The 16,902-nt window shown below is 75.0% G+C and carries 19 protein-coding genes and 1 riboswitch; of the genes, 8 read left to right on the top strand and 11 right to left on the bottom strand.

The window, feature by feature from the left end:
- Position 1: 1 nt before the first annotated feature.
- The 4 genes from ACI79G_RS20950 to ACI79G_RS20935 all read right to left on the bottom strand — a co-directional run bounded on the left by ACI79G_RS20950 (position 2) and on the right by ACI79G_RS20935 (position 3,912).
- Positions 2-910: a carbohydrate kinase family protein gene (locus ACI79G_RS20950; RefSeq protein WP_456882990.1), complete on the bottom strand. Its 909-nt coding sequence runs from the start codon at positions 908-910 to the stop codon at positions 2-4.
- A 205-nt stretch (positions 911-1,115) separates the two neighbouring features.
- Positions 1,116-1,697, bottom strand: a complete 582-nt coding sequence (locus tag ACI79G_RS20945) for a hypothetical protein (protein ID WP_456882989.1) — start codon at positions 1,695-1,697, stop codon at positions 1,116-1,118.
- A gap of 144 nt (positions 1,698-1,841) precedes the next feature.
- Complete coding sequence (locus tag ACI79G_RS20940; protein WP_456882988.1) at positions 1,842-3,242, bottom strand: ADP-ribosylglycohydrolase family protein; 1,401 nt, start codon at positions 3,240-3,242, stop codon at positions 1,842-1,844.
- A 34-nt stretch (positions 3,243-3,276) separates the two neighbouring features.
- Positions 3,277-3,912, bottom strand: coding sequence for a hypothetical protein (locus ACI79G_RS20935; RefSeq protein WP_456882987.1), 636 nt, complete (start codon positions 3,910-3,912; stop codon positions 3,277-3,279).
- Positions 3,913-4,098: 186 nt separating this feature from the next.
- Here ACI79G_RS20935 and ACI79G_RS20930 point away from each other — a divergent pair, with 186 nt between their 5' ends.
- Positions 4,099-4,467 (top strand): hypothetical protein, encoded by a 369-nt coding sequence (locus tag ACI79G_RS20930; RefSeq protein ID WP_456882986.1) that lies wholly within the window; start codon positions 4,099-4,101, stop codon positions 4,465-4,467.
- Between the two features lie 109 nt (positions 4,468-4,576).
- On the opposite strand, the gene ACI79G_RS20925 is transcribed toward ACI79G_RS20930, so the two are convergent.
- On the bottom strand, positions 4,577-5,107 hold the full coding sequence (locus ACI79G_RS20925; RefSeq protein ID WP_091216601.1) for a C40 family peptidase: 531 nt from the start codon (positions 5,105-5,107) through the stop codon (positions 4,577-4,579).
- 12 nt (positions 5,108-5,119) lie between these two features.
- Positions 5,120-5,246: riboswitch (cyclic di-AMP (ydaO/yuaA leader) on the bottom strand.
- A gap of 351 nt (positions 5,247-5,597) precedes the next feature.
- On the opposite strand from ACI79G_RS20925, the gene ACI79G_RS20920 reads away from it, so the two are divergent.
- The 3 genes from ACI79G_RS20920 to ACI79G_RS20910 all read left to right on the top strand — a co-directional run bounded on the left by ACI79G_RS20920 (position 5,598) and on the right by ACI79G_RS20910 (position 7,071).
- On the top strand, positions 5,598-5,768 hold the full coding sequence (locus tag ACI79G_RS20920) for a hypothetical protein (protein WP_175479507.1): 171 nt from the start codon (positions 5,598-5,600) through the stop codon (positions 5,766-5,768).
- A 69-nt stretch (positions 5,769-5,837) separates the two neighbouring features.
- On the top strand, positions 5,838-6,794 hold the full coding sequence (locus ACI79G_RS20915; protein WP_456882985.1) for a D-2-hydroxyacid dehydrogenase family protein: 957 nt from the start codon (positions 5,838-5,840) through the stop codon (positions 6,792-6,794).
- Between the two features lie 49 nt (positions 6,795-6,843).
- Positions 6,844-7,071, top strand: a complete 228-nt coding sequence (locus ACI79G_RS20910) for a hypothetical protein (protein ID WP_456882984.1) — start codon at positions 6,844-6,846, stop codon at positions 7,069-7,071.
- Positions 7,072-7,082: 11 nt separating this feature from the next.
- Here ACI79G_RS20910 and ACI79G_RS20905 read toward each other — a convergent pair whose 3' ends face one another.
- Entirely contained in the window at positions 7,083-7,982 is a 900-nt protein-coding gene (locus ACI79G_RS20905) for an SMP-30/gluconolactonase/LRE family protein (RefSeq protein WP_456882983.1), read from the bottom strand.
- Positions 7,983-8,158: 176 nt separating this feature from the next.
- Between ACI79G_RS20905 and ACI79G_RS20900 the strand changes: the two genes are divergently transcribed.
- A complete protein-coding gene (locus tag ACI79G_RS20900) occupies positions 8,159-9,127 on the top strand; it encodes a TIGR03557 family F420-dependent LLM class oxidoreductase (RefSeq protein ID WP_456882982.1) in 969 nt (322 codons plus the stop codon).
- A 152-nt stretch (positions 9,128-9,279) separates the two neighbouring features.
- Here the strand turns inward: ACI79G_RS20900 and ACI79G_RS20895 are convergent, their stop codons facing one another.
- Together ACI79G_RS20895 and ACI79G_RS20890 are read right to left on the bottom strand one after the other, a co-directional pair.
- A complete protein-coding gene (locus tag ACI79G_RS20895) occupies positions 9,280-9,645 on the bottom strand; it encodes an STAS domain-containing protein (RefSeq protein WP_456882981.1) in 366 nt (121 codons plus the stop codon).
- 319 nt (positions 9,646-9,964) lie between these two features.
- Positions 9,965-10,090, bottom strand: a complete 126-nt coding sequence (locus ACI79G_RS20890) for a hypothetical protein (protein WP_456882980.1) — start codon at positions 10,088-10,090, stop codon at positions 9,965-9,967.
- A gap of 324 nt (positions 10,091-10,414) precedes the next feature.
- On the opposite strand from ACI79G_RS20890, the gene ACI79G_RS20885 reads away from it, so the two are divergent.
- On the top strand, positions 10,415-10,771 hold the full coding sequence (locus ACI79G_RS20885; protein WP_456882979.1) for a cupin domain-containing protein: 357 nt from the start codon (positions 10,415-10,417) through the stop codon (positions 10,769-10,771).
- Between the two features lie 29 nt (positions 10,772-10,800).
- Here the strand turns inward: ACI79G_RS20885 and ACI79G_RS20880 are convergent, their stop codons facing one another.
- The 3 genes from ACI79G_RS20880 to ACI79G_RS20870 form a co-directional block, all read right to left on the bottom strand.
- Positions 10,801-11,958, bottom strand: a complete 1,158-nt coding sequence (locus tag ACI79G_RS20880; RefSeq protein WP_456882978.1) for an RtcB family protein — start codon at positions 11,956-11,958, stop codon at positions 10,801-10,803.
- Between the two features lie 81 nt (positions 11,959-12,039).
- On the bottom strand, positions 12,040-13,548 hold the full coding sequence (locus ACI79G_RS20875; protein WP_456882977.1) for a protein kinase domain-containing protein: 1,509 nt from the start codon (positions 13,546-13,548) through the stop codon (positions 12,040-12,042).
- Between the two features lie 2 nt (positions 13,549-13,550).
- A complete protein-coding gene (locus tag ACI79G_RS20870) occupies positions 13,551-13,982 on the bottom strand; it encodes an ATP-binding protein (protein ID WP_456882976.1) in 432 nt (143 codons plus the stop codon).
- Positions 13,983-14,055: 73 nt separating this feature from the next.
- Here ACI79G_RS20870 and ACI79G_RS20865 point away from each other — a divergent pair, with 73 nt between their 5' ends.
- Together ACI79G_RS20865 and ACI79G_RS20860 are read left to right on the top strand one after the other, a co-directional pair.
- Positions 14,056-14,406, top strand: coding sequence for an STAS domain-containing protein (locus ACI79G_RS20865; RefSeq protein ID WP_456882975.1), 351 nt, complete (start codon positions 14,056-14,058; stop codon positions 14,404-14,406).
- A gap of 19 nt (positions 14,407-14,425) precedes the next feature.
- Positions 14,426-16,645, top strand: coding sequence for a SpoIIE family protein phosphatase (locus ACI79G_RS20860; RefSeq protein ID WP_456882974.1), 2,220 nt, complete (start codon positions 14,426-14,428; stop codon positions 16,643-16,645).
- The last annotated feature ends 257 nt before the right edge of the window (positions 16,646-16,902 follow it).

Genomic DNA, 16,902 nt, shown 5'->3' with positions numbered 1-16,902 from the left:
GTCAGAGCGGCGGCTGGCCGCCGATGACACCGGCGACCACGGCAGCCGCTGCGTGCCCGGTCCGGACGGCGTCCGGCACGAGGGCCCCGGCGCGCCAGCCGGACAGCACCCCGGCCACGAAGGCGTCCCCGCAGCCGGTCGTGTCACGCAGCCGTCCCTCCGGCAGCGGCTCGACCGGCACCTCCTCCGTGCCGGCCCGCGTCCTCACCCGCGTCGGCCGCGCGCCGGCGTGCACGAGCACCAGCCCCGGCGCCCACGCCGGCAGGTCGCCGTCCAGACCGAGCACTGCGGCCTCGGCGGCGTTGCACGACAGCAGGTCCGCCCGCAGCCCGGCCAACAGGTCGACGTACGCGCCGGCCCCGTGGCGCTCGATCCGGGGTGCGGCGGCGACGTCCGCGCTGACCGGAACCCCGGCGTCGTGTGCGAGGGACGCCGCGGCGAGCACGGCCTCGGGGAAGCGCAGCAGGTCGTAGCCGTCGAGGTGGAGGACGGCGGCGTCCGCGAACCACTCCGGGCGGACGTCGGCCGGCTCCAGCCCGCCCTCCCCGCCGTCGGTGAGCAGCGTGCGCTCGCCGTCCGGGTGCACCAGCACCGTCGACAGCGGCGCCCGCCCGCGACGCACCACCGCGACCTCGACGCCGCGCTCGGCGAGACCGGCCAGCAGCCCGTCGGCGAGCGGATCGGCACCGGCCCAGCCCGCGAGCCGGGCCGGCGCCCCGAGGCGGGTCACGCCGGCCGTCACATTGGCCGGAGCGCCACCCGCCGTCGTCGTCCGGACCACCCGCTGCTGGCCACCGACCACCAGGGGCGCGGACAGCTGCAGGAGCTGGTCGGCCACCAGCTTGCCCAGCGCGACCACCGGGCCAGCGCCTGCGGGGCGCGGCCACTCGGGAGCGTCATCCTGCGGCATGAGGTCAGGATGCCCGGCACGCGGAAAGGAACTCTGGCCGTCGGGTACGTCAATAGGATCAGGCCACTGAATCCGCTGCTGGACACTGCGATGCGGGCGCCGCAGCAGCTGAGCAGGGTTGACGCATCGTGCCGACTCGTCGACATGGTCACGAGCTGCGGGATGTCCACGTCATGAGGGTGCTCATTCGAGCAGCCGGTCGCGGTCAGGCGACGCCGTACCGTCGCCGCTCTTCCTCGCGGCCGCGATCCATCAACGCCCGGCGAGCCACGTCGCTCTGGAAGACGCTCTCTGGCTCGAGTGGCTGCCCCTCATGGTCGACCCAGGTCCACACGGGCGACAAGTCCTGCGAGGTCATTCGCAGGTCCAGGAGCACCCCGTGCTTGTAGCCATGGACGGTGACAACCTGCTGAACCGATTCGAGCGACCCGCCACGGGCTCCTTGACGCTGGTGATTGGTCTTCAATTCGAGGACGAGCAGGTTGTTGCCCTGCTTCCTCTCGCCGCGTCGATGGACGATGAGGTCGGGAGTGACCGTCTGCCAGTTCGGGTCATCCGCAGCCGGGAGATGAGGCCGTTTCACGATGGCCTCAGCACCATGGAAGACCCGGTTGTACTCGCAATCGATGTCCCAACTGCGCTCCATCACCTGCCGGAGGTGCCACCCGAGGGCGAAGGCCACCGCTCTTTCGCTCATTCGTGCGTTCATCGCGAGCAAACGCCATTCGTCGACGATGAGATTGCTGATCGCCAGGCCTAGTCGCCGCGCGACGGTGCTTCTTTCCACGAGCGCCGATGATCGCAGAGGGCTGGCCCGGTGTTGGGGATGTACACGGGTCACTTGGCGGCATGATGTGGGTGGTCCCCATGAGGTCTCTGCGCTTCGCCTCCTCCAACGACAGGCACGACCGGCATGCACAGCGTCCCGTGGTCAGCGGCCGCCCTGCTCCAGGCGCCGCAGCGCCGCGGTGAAGCTGTCGTTCCACAGCCCCAGGTGCGGCCACCGCTCGGCGACGTACGCCGTCGCCGCCTCGGGCGACATCCCCTCCTCGCGGACCAGCCAGGCACGCAGCACCAGCCCGGTCCGCGAGGCGCCGCCGTGGCAGTGCACGAGCAGCCGGTGGCCCTCGGCGCGCAGCGCGGCCATGTCGTCGAGGACATCGGCCAGCATGACGTCGAGGTCGGCGTTGTGGTCGCTGTCGGCGATGTAGGCCATCCGGTGCAGCGCGTGGCTGAACGGCTCGCCGAGCCGGCACAGCGAGATGACGGCGAAGTCCTGCGCGCTGTAGCGGGCGCCGTCGAGGTTGCCCGCCCAGATGCCCGGCAGCACCTCCTGCGGACCGATCCGCGGGATCACCCCGGGGTCGTAGCTCTGCTGCGCGCCGCCGTCGAGCGCGGCCGCCAGCTGCTGCAGCTCGGCCAGCCGCCACACCCGCGCGCCGTGCCCGGGGACGCGCCCGTGGACGACGGACGCCCAGCGCATCGGGATGCCGCCCATCCCGTACACCGCCCCGGCCAGCCCGCCGGCGACCGCGGCGACGGTATCGGTGTCACCGCCCAGGTCGATCACCAACCGCAGCACGTCGGCGAACGACGTCCCGCGCCGCAGCGCCCACACCGCCTGGCCGAGCGTCGGCCACACCGCGCCGTTGGGCATGCCGGGCTCCGGTGTCCAGTCCGGTGCGAGCACCTGCGCGTACCGCTCGCGGTGCTCGGCGGCCACCGCCTCGAGCGCCGAGGGGACGGCGGCAAGCGGGTCGCCGCCGTCGAGCGCCACCCGCACCAGCTCGTGGAGCACCGCGCACCCCTCGCCGGCCGCGGGGTCGCCGTGGGTCAGCGCCGAGATGCGCCGCGCGGCGTCCGTGGTGGCCTCGCGGCCCTCGCGGGCGAACCGGACGGCGGCGGGCGTGGTGCGCATCAGCGACCCGTTGCCGGCGGCCCGCCCGGTGCGCCGGACGTGCTCGGCCGCGGCGGTGTCCCACGGCAGGCCGGAGCGGAGGACGGCGCGGGTCTGGCTGCCGATGTCCGGCGGGTCCGCCTCCGCCCAGCGAAGGAACCGGTCGAACAGGTCGGCCTCGTCCAGCCCACCGCGCTCGACCAGGGACGTCGCGATCATCAGCGCCATCTGCGTGTCGTCGGTGAACTCGCCGGGCTCCCGGTGGAGCGCCCCGCCGCCGCACATCTCGGTGTGCGCGCCGCGGGCGGGGGTGGGGAAGCGGGCGGAGAACCGACCGGGCGGGCCGAACTCGAATGGCGCGCCGAGCGCGTCGCCGACGGCCGAGCCGACCAGCGCGCCGGCGGCGCGGTGCGAGCGGTGCAGGGGCGGGGTCACGCGTGCATCGTGCACACGCCGCGCGCCTCAGCCGTCAGGCGCTGACCTCCTCGTGCGTGTTCACGCCGGGGATGCGCCGCACCGACCCCCACCCGAAGCGGGCCCACACGACCAGCAACGCAGCGCCGACGAGCGATCCGAGCGTGTCGCGGAAGAGGTCGCCGTTGGTGTCGTCGTTGTCCTCGGAGAGCTGGGTCCCGAACCACGCGTCCGACCGCCACTCGAACAGCTCCCACAGCGCCCCGACGGCGATGCCCAGGGCCGCGGTCACCACGCCGATGCCGACGTAGTGCCGCAGGTGCGTCTCGTCGCGGGGGTCCGGGACGACGTCCAGCCGGGCGAGGCCGATGTAGACGACCGGGGCCGTGAGCATCGGGAGCGTGAAGTGCACCAGGTCGTCGAAGCGGACGAACTCGTCGTAGAGGCCGAGCGTCTCGCCGAACCCCTGCAGCGCCATGCCGAGGGTCAGCGACAGGTCGTAGAGCCGGGGCAGGTTCACCAGTCGCGCGACGAGCGTGATGCTCCCCAGCGCGACCAGCAGGGCCGCCGACCCCCACTGCCCGTCGACCGCGTAGACCGCGGCCCCGGCGAAGATGATCAGCCTGAGGACGTCGATGCCGTCCCTGATCCACGGATTCCAGTCACCCAGCAGCAGCGTGCGCCCGTCCACGTCGCCGGACTACCCGCCGGGGACGGCGCACGCTCGCCGTTCGCGACCCTGCGTCACCAGATTCCGCCGTCACCCAGGCGACCGGGGGACGACTGCGTCTGCGGCGCGCGCACGGCGACCTCCCGGTGCTGCACTGTCCCCGGCCGGCGCAGCGCCGGCGGAGGCACCGCAGGACAGGAGCACGTCGTGACCGATCGGGAGCTCGGGCCGACCACCGCGAGGAGCAGCCGCACGGCCCGCTGCAGCAGCCATGCCGCCGGTCACGGCGTCCACCCCACCCGCGTGCTGCTCTGCGACAACAGTCCGGACGACGCGTGGACACCGGTCGTCGTCATGGGCGCCGTCGGCGACGTGCTCACCGTGGCCTGCGGCGCGGAGCTCCGGCGCTACCGCAACCACGAGGCCGGCCGGCTGCTGGACCTGGCCGACACCACCGGCCCCGACGCCCTCCTCAACGAGCGGTACGGCCTGCTCTTCCTGCGGACCTGGCCGCAGGACGCCGCCTCGGTGTTCTCGTTGCAGCCGGCCGACCAGCCGCCGCACCCCTGCCGCTGACCTCCGCGGCGGGATCGGCGATCTCGCCGGGGCGGGGAGCGACGGGGGCCCGGACGCGGGGGTGCCCCGGCCGGCAGCGTCGCCGACCGGGGCATCCCGTGCGACCGGGTCAGGCGACCCGGCGGGCGCCCGAGTAGCTCGGCATCGAGTCGAGCTTCATGACCTGGACCGGCTTGCTGGAGTTCAGCGCGTGCACGATCTGGCCGTTGCCGATGTACATCGCCACGTGCGAGACCGGGCTGTAGAAGAACACCAGGTCACCCGGCTGCAGGTTGGCCTTCGACACCGGGGTGCCGAACGTCGACTGCGCCTTGGACGTGCGCGGGAGGGAGATGCCGGCCGCCTTGTAGGAGAAGCTGGTCAGCCCCGAGCAGTCGAAGGAGTTGGGGCCGGTGGCGCCGTACACGTACCGGTCACCCACCTGGGCGAGCGCGGTGTTGACGGCGGTCTGCGCGGCGCCGCTGGCCGCGGCGGCCGGGGCTGCGGCGACGGTCGGGGCGGCGGCGAGGGCCGTACCGGTCGGGCCACCCACAGCGGCCGAGGCCGGGGCGGGGGCGAGGGCGATCCCGGCGCCGGCGATGGCGGCGACGGCGACACCCCGGAACGAGCGGCGAGCGAAGGACGTGCGGGCAGTCGTCATCGACGACGGTTCTCCTGTTCTCCACGACCGCCTACCGGGTTAGCTGACGGGTTCGGACGGGGGAGTCGCCCGGCGCGACGAGGTCGCGCTTCACCCCAGTGCTGCGGTGGGTCCCCGGCCTGCGCAGCGGTCATCGACCGGTGCGCGGTTCGGCGGCGTCCGTCGGGTGTCGCAAGGTCAGCGACGCGGGCCCTCCGGACGGCGACCGAGGCTAGGTGGGCCCTTCGGCCCTGTTCAAAGCGAGCGCCGCGGTCCCGTACAGCGGTTGACGCGGACCGCGACACGCCGAGCCGACCACGACGATCGCCGTCGGCGAACCGCGGGTACGCGTGGGAAAAGCCCTGGTCGGGGCGTTATGAAAAAGTTGCTTCGATGGCGGAGAGCCGATGCACACCGTGTCTGATCAGGTGCCGAGAGCTCCGGCGGTGTCGTGGTTGGTCCGGGGGTTCCCCGGGCACGACCAGAGGTGACAGACCCAAGGAGGAGCACCATGGCCGGCATGTTGAGGAAGGTCCTGGCCTCGGGGATCGCGGCGAAGGTCATCCAGGAGGCCCGCAAGCCGCAGAACCAGGCCAAGATCAAGGAGTTCATCGCCAAGATGGGCGAGCAGAACAAGAAGCAGGGCGGCGGCCGGGGCTACGGCCGCGGTCCGGTGCGCTGAGCACCGGACGCTGAGCGCACGGCGACCCCCGCTCGCACCGGGCGGGGGTCGCCGTCATGCTCGGGGACCGTGCTGCGGATCGCCGTCCTCGACGACTTCCAGTCCGTGTCCGGTGAGTTCGCCGACTGGTCACGTCTGCCCGAGGAGGCCGAAGTCGTCGCCTTCGCCGACCACCTCGACGACGAGGACGCCGTCGTCGACCGGCTCGCCGGGTTCGACGTCGTCGTCGCCATGCGCGAGCGCACCCCGTTCCCGCGCAGCCTCCTCGAGCGGCTGCCGCGGCTGCGGCTGCTGGTGACCACCGGCGCCCGCAACGCCGCCATCGACGTGGCCGCGGCCGCCGAGCGCGGCGTGACCGTCTGCGGCACCGGTGCCCACCCCACCGGTCCGGTCGAGCTGACCTGGGCGCTGGTCCTGGCGGTGGCCCGGCACGTCCCCGAGGAGGACGCCGGGGTCCGGGCCGGCGGCTGGCAGCGCACCGTCGGGACCGACCTCGCCGGCGCCCGGCTCGGCGTCGTCGGCCTCGGCCGGCTCGGCACCCGCGTCGCCCGCATCGGCCAGGCGTTCGGCATGGACGTCGTCGCCTGGAGCCAGAACCTGACCGACGAGCGCGCCGCCGAGGCCGGCGCGCGCCGCGTCGACCGCGACGAGCTGTTCGCCACCGCCGACGTCGTCACCGTGCACCTGGTGCTCTCCGAGCGCACCCGCGGTCTGGTCGGCCGCCGCGAGCTCGCCCGGATGAAGCGCAGCGCGATCCTGGTCAACACCTCCCGCGGCCCGATCGTCGACGAGGCCGCGCTGCTCGAGGCGCTGTCCGAGGGGCGCCTCGCGGGGGCCGGCCTCGACGTCTACGACCGCGAGCCGCTGCCCGCCGACGCCGCCCTGCGCACCGCGCCGCGCACCGTGCTCACCCCGCACCTGGGCTACGTCACCCGCGACACCTACCGGGTCTTCTACGGCGACGCCGTCGAGGACGTCGCCGCCTTCCTCCGCGGGGAACCGGTCCGCGTCCTCACGCCCGCGTGACCCGTGCCGGGCCCGGGTACCCACCGGGCCCGGCACGAGGAGGCCTGCGATGACCGAGGGCAACATGACCGGCCGTCCCTACGGCGGCGCCAACGAGCGACCCGACGACGACGTCCTCCCCGGCGAGCGGCCGGAGCAGGACCTGGTCGGGCCGCCGTCCCAGCAGGAGGAGCCGCGGGCGGCGCGGGACGGCGAGATGTCGACCAACCCGGGTGAGACCGGCAGCGGCGTCCCGGACACCGACCACCCGCTCGGGGGCCGGCAGGGCGGCAACTGACCCGGCGCGGGCTACGGCCGCCCGGCGTGGGGGACGGCGACCTCGGTCGCCACCAGCACCGCCTCGCGCACCGGCGCGCGGTTGTGCTCGTAGAAGTCCGGCGCGCAGCACATCAGCAGCGTGCGGCCGTCCTCCCCGCCGAGCATGCAGGCGAAGACGCCGAGTCCCTCCGGCGCGGCGACCTCGTCGACGATCGCGCCGCCCTGTTCGACCCGCACCACCCGTCCGCCGACCGCGTCCGCCGCCCGCACGTGTCCCTCGGCGTCCAGCGCGCAGCCGTCCGGCGCCACCGTGAGCTGGCCCAGCACCTCCTCGGTGGTCCGGCCGGTCACCTCCGGCCCGAGCGACGCCCACACGCGCCGGTTGGTCAGCGCGCCGTCGGCACCGAGGTCGAAGGCGGTGTACCGGTTGCCGAGGGTCTCCCCGACGACGAGCGTGCCGCCGTCCGGGGGGACCACCATGCCGTTGGGGAACTGCAACCCCTCCGCGGCGACCGACACCGTGCCGTCGGGGTCGATGCGCTTCAGTGACGCGGTCCGCGCGTCGCCGCCGCCCATCAGGTCGAAGCCGAAGTCGCCGACGAACACCTGCCCTGCGTCGGGGACCACCAGGTCGTCGAGGTGCCCGCCGCAGTGCTCGGTCAGGTCGGCGTGGGTCGACAGGGTCCCGTCGGCGTACCGCAGCACGCGGTGGTCCTTCATCGCCACGACCACCAGCGACCCGCCGGGCAGCCAGCCCAGCCCCGATGGCTGGCCCTCCACCTCGACGACGACGGTCTCCGCGCCGTCCGGCGTCACCCGGCTGACCGTGCGCCGGTAGAAGTCCGGCACCCACCAGGTGCCCTCGTGCCAGCGCGGGCCCTCGAAGAACCCGCCACCCTCCAGGACCGTCCTGAGCTGCTGCTCCGCCATGACCCGGACAGCAGGTGGCGCCGGTCACGCACCGACGGCATGGTCGGGACGGCGGCCGCCCGGGTGCCGGCGGCCGTCGCGCGCCGGACCGGACCGGGCGGTCCGGCGCGCCGTTTCCGCAGCCGACCGGCGGGGCAGGCCCCGCGGACCCGCACCCGACAGTGAGGACGACGACCATGCAGGTCGGCTACAAGCTCGCGACCGAGGCCTTCGGGCCGGAGGACCTCGTCCGCCAGACGGTCCGCGCCGAACAGGCGGGCTTCGACTTCGTCGAGATGAGCGACCACTTCCACCCGTGGCTCGACGTCCAGGGGCACAGCTCGTTCACGTGGTCGGTGCTGGGGGCGATGGCGGCCAGGACCGAGCGGATCGGCCTGGCCACCGGCGTGACGTGCCCGATGATCCGGTACCACCCGGCCGTGATCGCGCAGGCCGCGGCGACGGTGCAGATCCTCTCCGGCAACCGCTTCACGCTGGGCATCGGCTCCGGCGAGCGGCTCAACGAGCACGTCGTGGGCGCCGGCTGGCCGGCGGTGCGGAAGCGGCACGAGATGCTCCGCGAGGCGCTGGAGATCATCCGGCTGCTGTGGCAGGGCGGCTACCGGTCCTACGACGGCAGGTACCTGCAGCTGGAGGACGCCCGCCTCTTCGACCTGCCCGACCAGCTGCCGGTGATCGCGGTGGCCTCCGGTGGGCACAACGCCTCGGCCATCGCCGCCGAGCTCGGCGACGGGCTGTTCGCCACCGAGCCGCGCAGCGACCTGGTCGAGGCCTACACCGGCGCCGGGGGGAAGGGGCCGCGGTACGCCGAGGTGCCGATGGCGTGGGCGGCCGACGAGGACTCCGCCGTCCAGGCCGCCCTGGAGACCAGCCGCTGGGCGCTCACCGGCTGGAAGGTGATGAGCGAGCTGCCCAACCCGGTCAACTTCGACGCGGCCAGCGCCACGGTGAAGCCCGAGGACATCCGGCAGCAGTTCTCGGTCGGCCCCGACCTCGACGCGCACGTCCAGCAGGCGCAGCCCTACGTCGACGCGGGTTTCGACCACGTGGTGCTGCAGAACACCGGTCCGGATCCCGACGGCTTCCTGGAGGTCTGCGAGCGCGAGCTCGTCGAGCGGGTGCGCGCGCTGACCCCGTCGTCCTGAGGGAGGACCCCGTCCTCCTCGTGAAGGACCCCCTTGCCCCCGCCACTCGCAAGCTCGCGGCGGGACCCTGCACGAGGGCCTCAGGGCTCGCGGCGAGCCTCGGGACGGGGCCGGGCCGACGTCCCCCCGCATGCGGCGTCGGCCGGTGCCGCTCAGGCGGCGTCGAGCGGTGAGCGGTCGGCCCGGGGGTCCAGGAGCCCGGCCATGCCGGTCAGGCGCAGCAGCCGGACGGTGAACGGCGACGGGTCGACCAGCCGCAGGGTGCAGCCGCGGTCCTCGGCCAGGGCGGCGCCCGCGGCGAGCGCCCGCAGGCCCGCGGCGTCGCAGAACGTGATGCCGGCGGCGTCGACGGTCCAGGTGCGGTGGCCGGTCACGCTGAGCGCGTGCAGCGCGTCGCCGAGCCGGTGGGCGACGAGTCGGTCGAGCTCGCCGGCGGCGGTCACGCGGCCGGTCTGCAGGTCGATGGACAGCAGCAGCGGACGCTCGAACGAGCGCTGCGGGATGGCACGTGCGCGCATGGGGCTCCCCCCTGGGGGCACCGGTCGGCAGCCGAGCACCGGACGGCGTCCCCACGGACGTGGGCGTCCGGGCCAGCTCTTCGACCCGGTTCCCGACGTTAACAGGGCCGACCCGTCTTGTCTGGTGCACGATGAAGTGGCCCACCACCGGTCGGTGCCGACACGCCGGGCGGTGCTGCCGGGCCCTCCCTCAGGCGCGGGAGCTCTGCCCCTGCCCACCATGCGGGGCAGGGGGAGAGCATCCACGAGGACGACCGGTCCCCCCGGACGTGGACCGGCCGGTGTCCGCGGGTGCGGACACCGGCCGGTGTGGTGCGGGTCAGGCGCGGTCGTTGCGGGGCAGGTAGGGCGCGCCCGGGTTGAAGACCACGAGGGTGTACTGGTCGAACCGGCGGATCCAGGACCTGATCGTGCGAGCGGTCCGCGTGGTGCTGCGGGATGGCATGGGTGTCCTCCTGTCGTCCTCCGGACGTGCGTCGTCCGGAGGCGGCGGTCTGCGGGATGGCTGACCGGCCGGCCCGGCAGTGGGCGGCGGCGCGCCGGTGCGCACGTGAGGCGGCGCGGTCGCGGGTCAGCTGCGCCCGGCGTCGTCGCGGGGCGCGGTCACCGGCGCGTGCGGACGCCGGCACCAGGGGGAACGTGCACGCCGGGGGCCCCGTTCCGCGACTCCGATCACGCACCCCGCTCCGCGACTTTGAGGACCCCGGCTGATGCCGTCCGCGCAGACGAGCGACGCGTGCGCGGCACGGGTCGGGGTAGTCCGTTCCCCGTGAGCGAGACGACGAGCGGCCGCGTCAGCAAGGTCGCGGCGGCGGACGTGGCCGCCGGACGGATGGGGCAGCGGTACCTGGCCGCGGGCTCCCGGGTCGCGATGCGGTTGTGGGCGGCAGAAGAGCCGACCGAGGGCAAACCCGAGGCGGCCCGGGAGTACGAGACGGTGGGGTACGTCGTCACCGGGCGGGCCCGGCTGCGCGCGGGGGACCAGACGCTGGACCTCGGGCCGGGTGACTCCTGGGTGGTGCCGGCCAGCGTGAGCCACACCTACGAGATCCTCGAGGAGTTCACCGCGGTGGAGGCGACCTCCCCGCCCGCGGACCAGGCCGGCCGGGACGCCCCGCCCGCCTGAGCAGCTCCGTGCCCGGCAGCGGGGCCCCCTCAGTCGCCCTTGACGTTGACCACCTGGCGCAGGGTGTGCCGGACCTCCACCAGGTCGGCGGCGTCGGCCATGACGACGTCGATCGGCTTGTAGGCATCGGGGTGCTCGTCGAGGAACGCGTCCGAGCGGCCCCAGGCGATGCCCTTCATCCGCCGGTCGAGGTCGGCGCGGGTGAACATCCGCCGCGCGGCACCCCGCGAGTGGTTGCGCCCGGCACCGTGCGGCGCCGAGGTCAGCGACTCGACGTCGCCCTTGCCGACGACGACGTAGGACGCCGCGCCCATGGAGCCGGGGATCAGCCCCCACTGGCCGGCCCGCGCGGAGATCGCGCCCTTGCGCGAGAGCCACACCTCGGTGCCGTAGTGGGTCTCCCGCTCGGTGTAGTTGTGGTGGCACTGCACGACCTGCGCCCGGTGCACCTCCTCGGTGAGGAACCGGGAGACCTGCTCGGCCAGGCGGTCCATCATCTCCTCGCGGTTGAGTGCGGCGAACCGCTGCGCCCAGTGCAGCGCCTCGACGTAGGCGTCGAACTCCGCCGTCCCCTCCTCGAGGTAGGCGAGGTCGCGGTCGGGCAGGTCCATGCCGGCACAGCGGTCCTGCGCCACCCGGATGTGCTTGGACGCCAGCCGGTTGCCCACGCCGCGCGAGCCGGAGTGCAGGAACAGCCACACCCGGTCGTCCTCGTCGAGGCAGACCTCGATGAAGTGGTTGCCCGAGCCGAGGGAGCCCAGCTGCAGCGGCCAGTTGTGCGCGACGCCGTCGGCCTGCGCCGCGCCCGGGAGGTCGCGCAGCTCCTCGACCCGCGCCGCCGCCGTCCCGCGCAGCTTCTTGTTGTAGCGCCCGGCCGACAGGGGGATGGCCCGCGAGATCTGCTCGTGCAGCGTCGCCAGGTTGCGGCCGCGGACGTCGTCCCCGGTGAACTGGGTGCGCACGGCCATCATCCCGCAGCCGATGTCCACGCCCACGGCCGCCGGGATGATCGCCCCGTCGGTGGGGATGACCGAGCCGACGGTCGCCCCGAGCCCGAGGTGCGCGTCGGGCATCAGCGCCACGTGCGGGTGGATGAACGGCATCGAGGCGGTGCGCTCGGCCTGCGTGCGCGTGGTCGGCTCGAGGATCGACGCCCAGTTGAGCAGCCGGTCGTTGATCTTCTCCATGGCCCTTCCGTTCCGGGTCGGTGACGCGGCGGTGGAGCAGGACCGCCCCGCCGTCCACCCGGCACTACCCGGCGGAGGAGCTCAGTCGTCGTCCTTGTCGTTGCCCCGGCCGCGCTCCTCGTCGCGGTCGCGGCCGCGGCCGCGCTCCTTCTCCGGGGTCGGCGTCTGGGCTGCCGGCGCAGGCGCCGCCGCCGTCGGCGGGGGAGGAGGCGGCGGGGCGACCGCGTGCGTGACGGTCACCGTCGTCCCGACCAGGAGCTCGCCGGTCGGCGCGAGCGCGAGGACCTGCCCGGCGGGGACGTCGGCCCGCTCGACCGCCACCAGCGCGACCGGCAGGTCCAGGCCGGTCAGCCACGCCTGCACCTCGGTCACCGGCTGACCGATGTGCGCGGCCGGGTCCACCCGGACGTAGGTGCCCGAGGGCCGCGGCGCGACCGGCGTCGGCGCCGCGGACGTGGTGGGGGTGGCCGCGCGCGGCGCCGCGGTGGGGACGTCGCGGGTCCCCAGCACCAACCCGGCGACGACGAGCGCCGTGGCCACCAGCCCGACCAGCACGGGCACCACCAGCCGGCGCACGCGGCCGCGGTCGTCGGGCTCCTCGTCCTCGTCGTCCAGCGCGGGCAGCACCGGGGGGACGGCCGCGGGGGAGCTCCCCGGCAGCGGGGCGGTGGTGGTCGACTGCGGCACGGGGAGGACGGGCAGCACGCGGGTCGCCGTCCGCTCGTCGGCCGGCTCCGGCGCACGGCCCGCGGCGGCGGTGCTCGTGGTGGCGGCCACCGCGGCGACCAGCGCGGCGCCGTCCGGGATCCGCGCGGCCGGATCGGTGGCGAGGGTGCGCTCGACCAGCTCGCGGACCGGCGCGGGGACGTCGGCCGGCAGGGGCGCGGGCGTCTCCGAGACCCGCCGCATCGCGACCTCGACCGGGTCGGGCCCGTCGAAGGGACGGCGCCCGGCGAGGCACTCGTAGGCGACCGTGCCCCACGAGTAGACGTCGACGGCGGGCGTGGCCTTCTGCCCCTGCACCAGCTCGGGCGCCAGGTACTGCGCGGTCCCGACGACGTGGCCGGTGCGGGTGACGGTGGCGTTCGCGGCCGACCAGGCGATGCCGAAGTCGGTCATCTTCACGGTGCCGTCGGGGCGGACCAGCAGGTTGGCCGGCTTGACGTCGCGGTGCACGACCCCGGCGGCGTGCGCTGCGGCCAGCCCGGCGGCGACCTGACCCAGCAGGTCCAGCGTCCGCTCCGGCGACAGCCGGCCCTCGCGCGCCAGCACCGCCGACAGCGGCTCGCCGTCCACCAGCTCCATGACCAGGTAGACCAGCCGGTCGCCACCGGGGGAGACCGGCTCTCCCTCGCCGTAGTCGTGCAGGACGGCGATGTTCGGGTGGCTCAACCCGGCCGACAGGCGGGCCTCGGTGCGGAACCGGGTCAGGAAGACCAGGTCGCCGGTGAACTGGCTCTTGAGCACCTTGACCGCGACCTCGCGGCCGAGCACCCGGTCCTGCCCGCGCCAGACCTCGCCCATGCCCCCGGTCGCGATGAGCGACCGGAGCTCGTAGCGGTCCTGGAGGACGTCTCCCGTGGCCGCCATGCTCAGACGGGGTCGACCAGGCGCAGCGGCGGGTGCGGCGCCAGGCGCTTCTCCAGCGTGACCCGGTGCCGCCCGTCGGACTCGTGCCGGAAGTCCAGCCGGTCGACCAGCGCCTGCATGAGCAGCAGGCCGCGGCCCTCGTCCAGCGGCGAGCGGCCGTCCTCCTCGGGGAGCGCGGCGGGGTCGAAGCCCTCGCCGCTGTCGACCACGCTGATCCGGCACAGCCGGTCGTCGATGGCGACCTCGACCTCGTACTCGGCGTGCTCCCCGGCGTGCTGGACGACGTTGGCGCAGGCCTCGGTGAGCGCCAGCGCGACCTCGTCGATCACCGTCTGCTCGATGCGCAGGTGCGCCAGGGCCTGCCGGCACAGCCCGCGGATGAACGGGACGCTGTCGGTGTCCACCGGGAGGTGGACCGTGAACGCGATGTCCACGCCGGGTTCCCCCCTCCCGCCCGCAGGCATCTAGGCTGCTCAGGTTCCACGTCGTCGATGGGAGGACCGATCCGTGCACTTCGACGTCGAGCGGACGACGGTCCTCGGGCGGCCGGCGCTGAGCGTACGCGGAGAGCTGGACCTGGCGACCGCCCCGCGCCTCGCGGAGGCCGCTGAGTCACAGCTGTCCCAGCAGCCGCAGTCCCTGGTCGTCGACCTGACCGGCACGACGTTCCTCGACAGCTCCGGTGCCCGGGAGCTGGTGCGCCTCGCCCGCCGCGCCGCCGGCGAGGGCGTGGCGCTCGAGGTCGTCTGCCCCCGCGCCAACCGGCCGGTGCGGCTGGTGGTCGACCTGCTGGAGCTCCGGGCGGTGGTGCCGATCGTCGAGTCGCCCAGCCTGACCGAGAACGAGGTCGGCCCGTAGTCCGTAGGGTCGGACGGCGATGACGCCGATCGGGAGCACACCTCCTCCTGACGTCCCGGGGGTCGACGACGACGCCCTGCAGCGCTGCGCCGACGAGCCGATCGCCGTCCCTGGCGCGATCCAGCCGCACGGCGCGCTGCTGGCCGTCACCGAGCCCGACCTCGCCGTCGTCGTCGCCTCGGCCAACGCCGCCGACGTCCTCGGCACGACCCCGGCGTCCCTCGCCGACGTGCTGGGCCCCGCCGACCTCGAGCGGCTGCGCGCCGGCCTGGCCGGGGACCTCGCCGCGGTCGACCCGCTGCGGGTGACCGTCGCCGGCGCCGAGGTCGACCTCGTCGTCCACCGCGCCGACGGCCTGCTGGTCACCGAGTGGGAGCCGCTGGCCGGCGCCGAGCAGGCCGATGCGGTCTGGCACACCCGGCTGGCGCTGGTGCTGCAGCGGCTGTCGGCCAGCGGCACCCTCGACGAGCTGACCGCCTCGCTGGCCCGCGACGTCCGGGCGCTCACCGGCTTCGACCGGGTGATGGTCTACCGCTTCGACCCCGAGTGGAACGGGGAGGTGGTCGCCGAGGACCGCCGCGCGGACCTCGAGCCCTTCCTCGGCCTGCGCTACCCGGCCAGCGACATCCCCGCCCAGGCCCGCGCGCTCTACGCGACCAACTGGCTGCGGCTCATCCCCGACGCGACCTACCGGCGGGTGCCGCTGGCGCCGGCCGCGAACCCGGTCACCGGGCGCCCGCTGGACCTCTCCGGCGCGATGCTGCGCAGCGTCTCGCCGGTGCACCTGGAGTACCTGGCCAACATGGGCGTGGTCGCCTCGATGTCGGTGTCGCTCGTCGACCGCGGCCGGCTGTGGGGGCTCATCTCGTGCCACTCCTACAGCGGCCCGCACCGCCCCTCCTTCGCCGACCGGGTGGCCGCGGAGTTCCTCGGCCGCACCGCCTCGCTGCTGCTGCACACCACGGTCGAGGCGGGCGAGCAGGGCCGCGTGGTGGCGGTGGCGCAGCGGCAGGCCGAGCTGGTGGCCGCGCTCGGCCGCACCCCGCGGACCCCGGCGCAGGCCCTCACCGCGGGGACGCCGACCGTGCTGGACCTGCTGCCCGCCGCCGGCGCCGCCGTCCGCCTCGACGGCCGGCTGCACCTGCTCGGCAGCACCCCGCCGGCCGAGCGGGTGCCCGGGCTGGTCGCCGCGCTGCTCGCCCAGGGTCGCCCGGCCAGCGACGCGCTCGGCAGCGTGGTGCCCGAGGCGGCCGACGTCGCGGACACGGCCAGCGGCCTGCTCGCGGTCGAGGTCGGCGGCGGGCGCGGCGACTTCCTGGCCTGGTTCCGGCCGGAGACCCCGCGCGAGGTCACCTGGGGCGGCAACCCGCACACGCCCAAGACGGTCGAGACCGAGGCCGGGCCGCGGCTGTCCCCGCGCCGCTCGTTCGCCGCGTGGCGCGAGACGGTGCGGGGGACGGCGACGCCGTGGCGTGCGCACGAGGTCGAGGCCGCGCAGGCGCTGGCCGCGCACCTCACCGAGTCGGCGCTGCTGCGCGCCGGGGAGGACAACCGGCTGGCCGCGGCGCTGCAGCGCACCCTGCTGCTCGAGGAGCTGCCGAAGGTGCCCGGCGTCGCGCTGGCAGCCCGCTACCGGCCCAGCGCCGCGGACGTCGTCGGCGGGGACTGGTACGACCTGGTGCCGCTGCCCAGCGGACGGCTGGCCGTCGTGCTCGGGGACGTCGCCGGGCACGGGCTGGCCGCCGCCTCGGTCACCGCGCAGCTGCGGCACGCGCTGCGCGCCCACCTGCTGCGCGACCGCGGCCCGGCCGCCGCGCTGCAGGGGCTGGGCGAGGTGATCGCCGCGCTGCTGCCCGGGGAGATGGCCACCGCGGTCGTCGTCGAGCTCGACCCGGGGACCGGGGAGGTCGCCGTCGCCAACGCTGGCCACCTGCCGGTGCTGCACGCGGCGGCCGACGGGGTGCGGCTGCTGACCGAGGGGCGGGGGCCGGCGCTGGGTCTGCTCGACGAGGTCGAGTACGCCGAGGGCCGGCTCCGGCTGGCCGGGCCGGACCGGCTGCTGCTCTACAGCGACGGGCTGGTGGAGCGCCGTGACGTCCCGCTGCCCGACCGGCTGGACGCGCTGTGCGCCGCCGTCGCGGCCGGCGAGGAGCCCGAGGCGCTGCTGGACGAGGTGCTCGCCGCCCTCGACCCGGCCGACACCGACGACGTCACCCTGGTCGCCCTCGGCCGCACCTGAGCCACGCCGGACAGCTCCCTGCCCGACCTCCACCCCTGCCCCGCATGGTGGGCAGGGGTGGAGCCGGGCTACGTCGCTGCCCCGCATGGTGGGCAGGGGTGGAGCCGGGCTACGCCGCTGCCCCGCATGGTGGGCAGGGGTGGAGGTCGCGCGGAGGTGTGTGCCGGACGTGGCGGGGACCGCCGGCACGCCGGCTGACCCGGGGACGTCCGTGGACCGGGGCCGACCGGACCGAGGTCCCCCGGCGACCTCAGGCG

It is taken from the genome of Geodermatophilus sp. SYSU D00779, assembly GCF_054050595.1.
The sequence above is the reverse complement of the archived record's forward strand: the minus strand, read 5'-3'. Positions and strand labels throughout refer to the sequence as shown.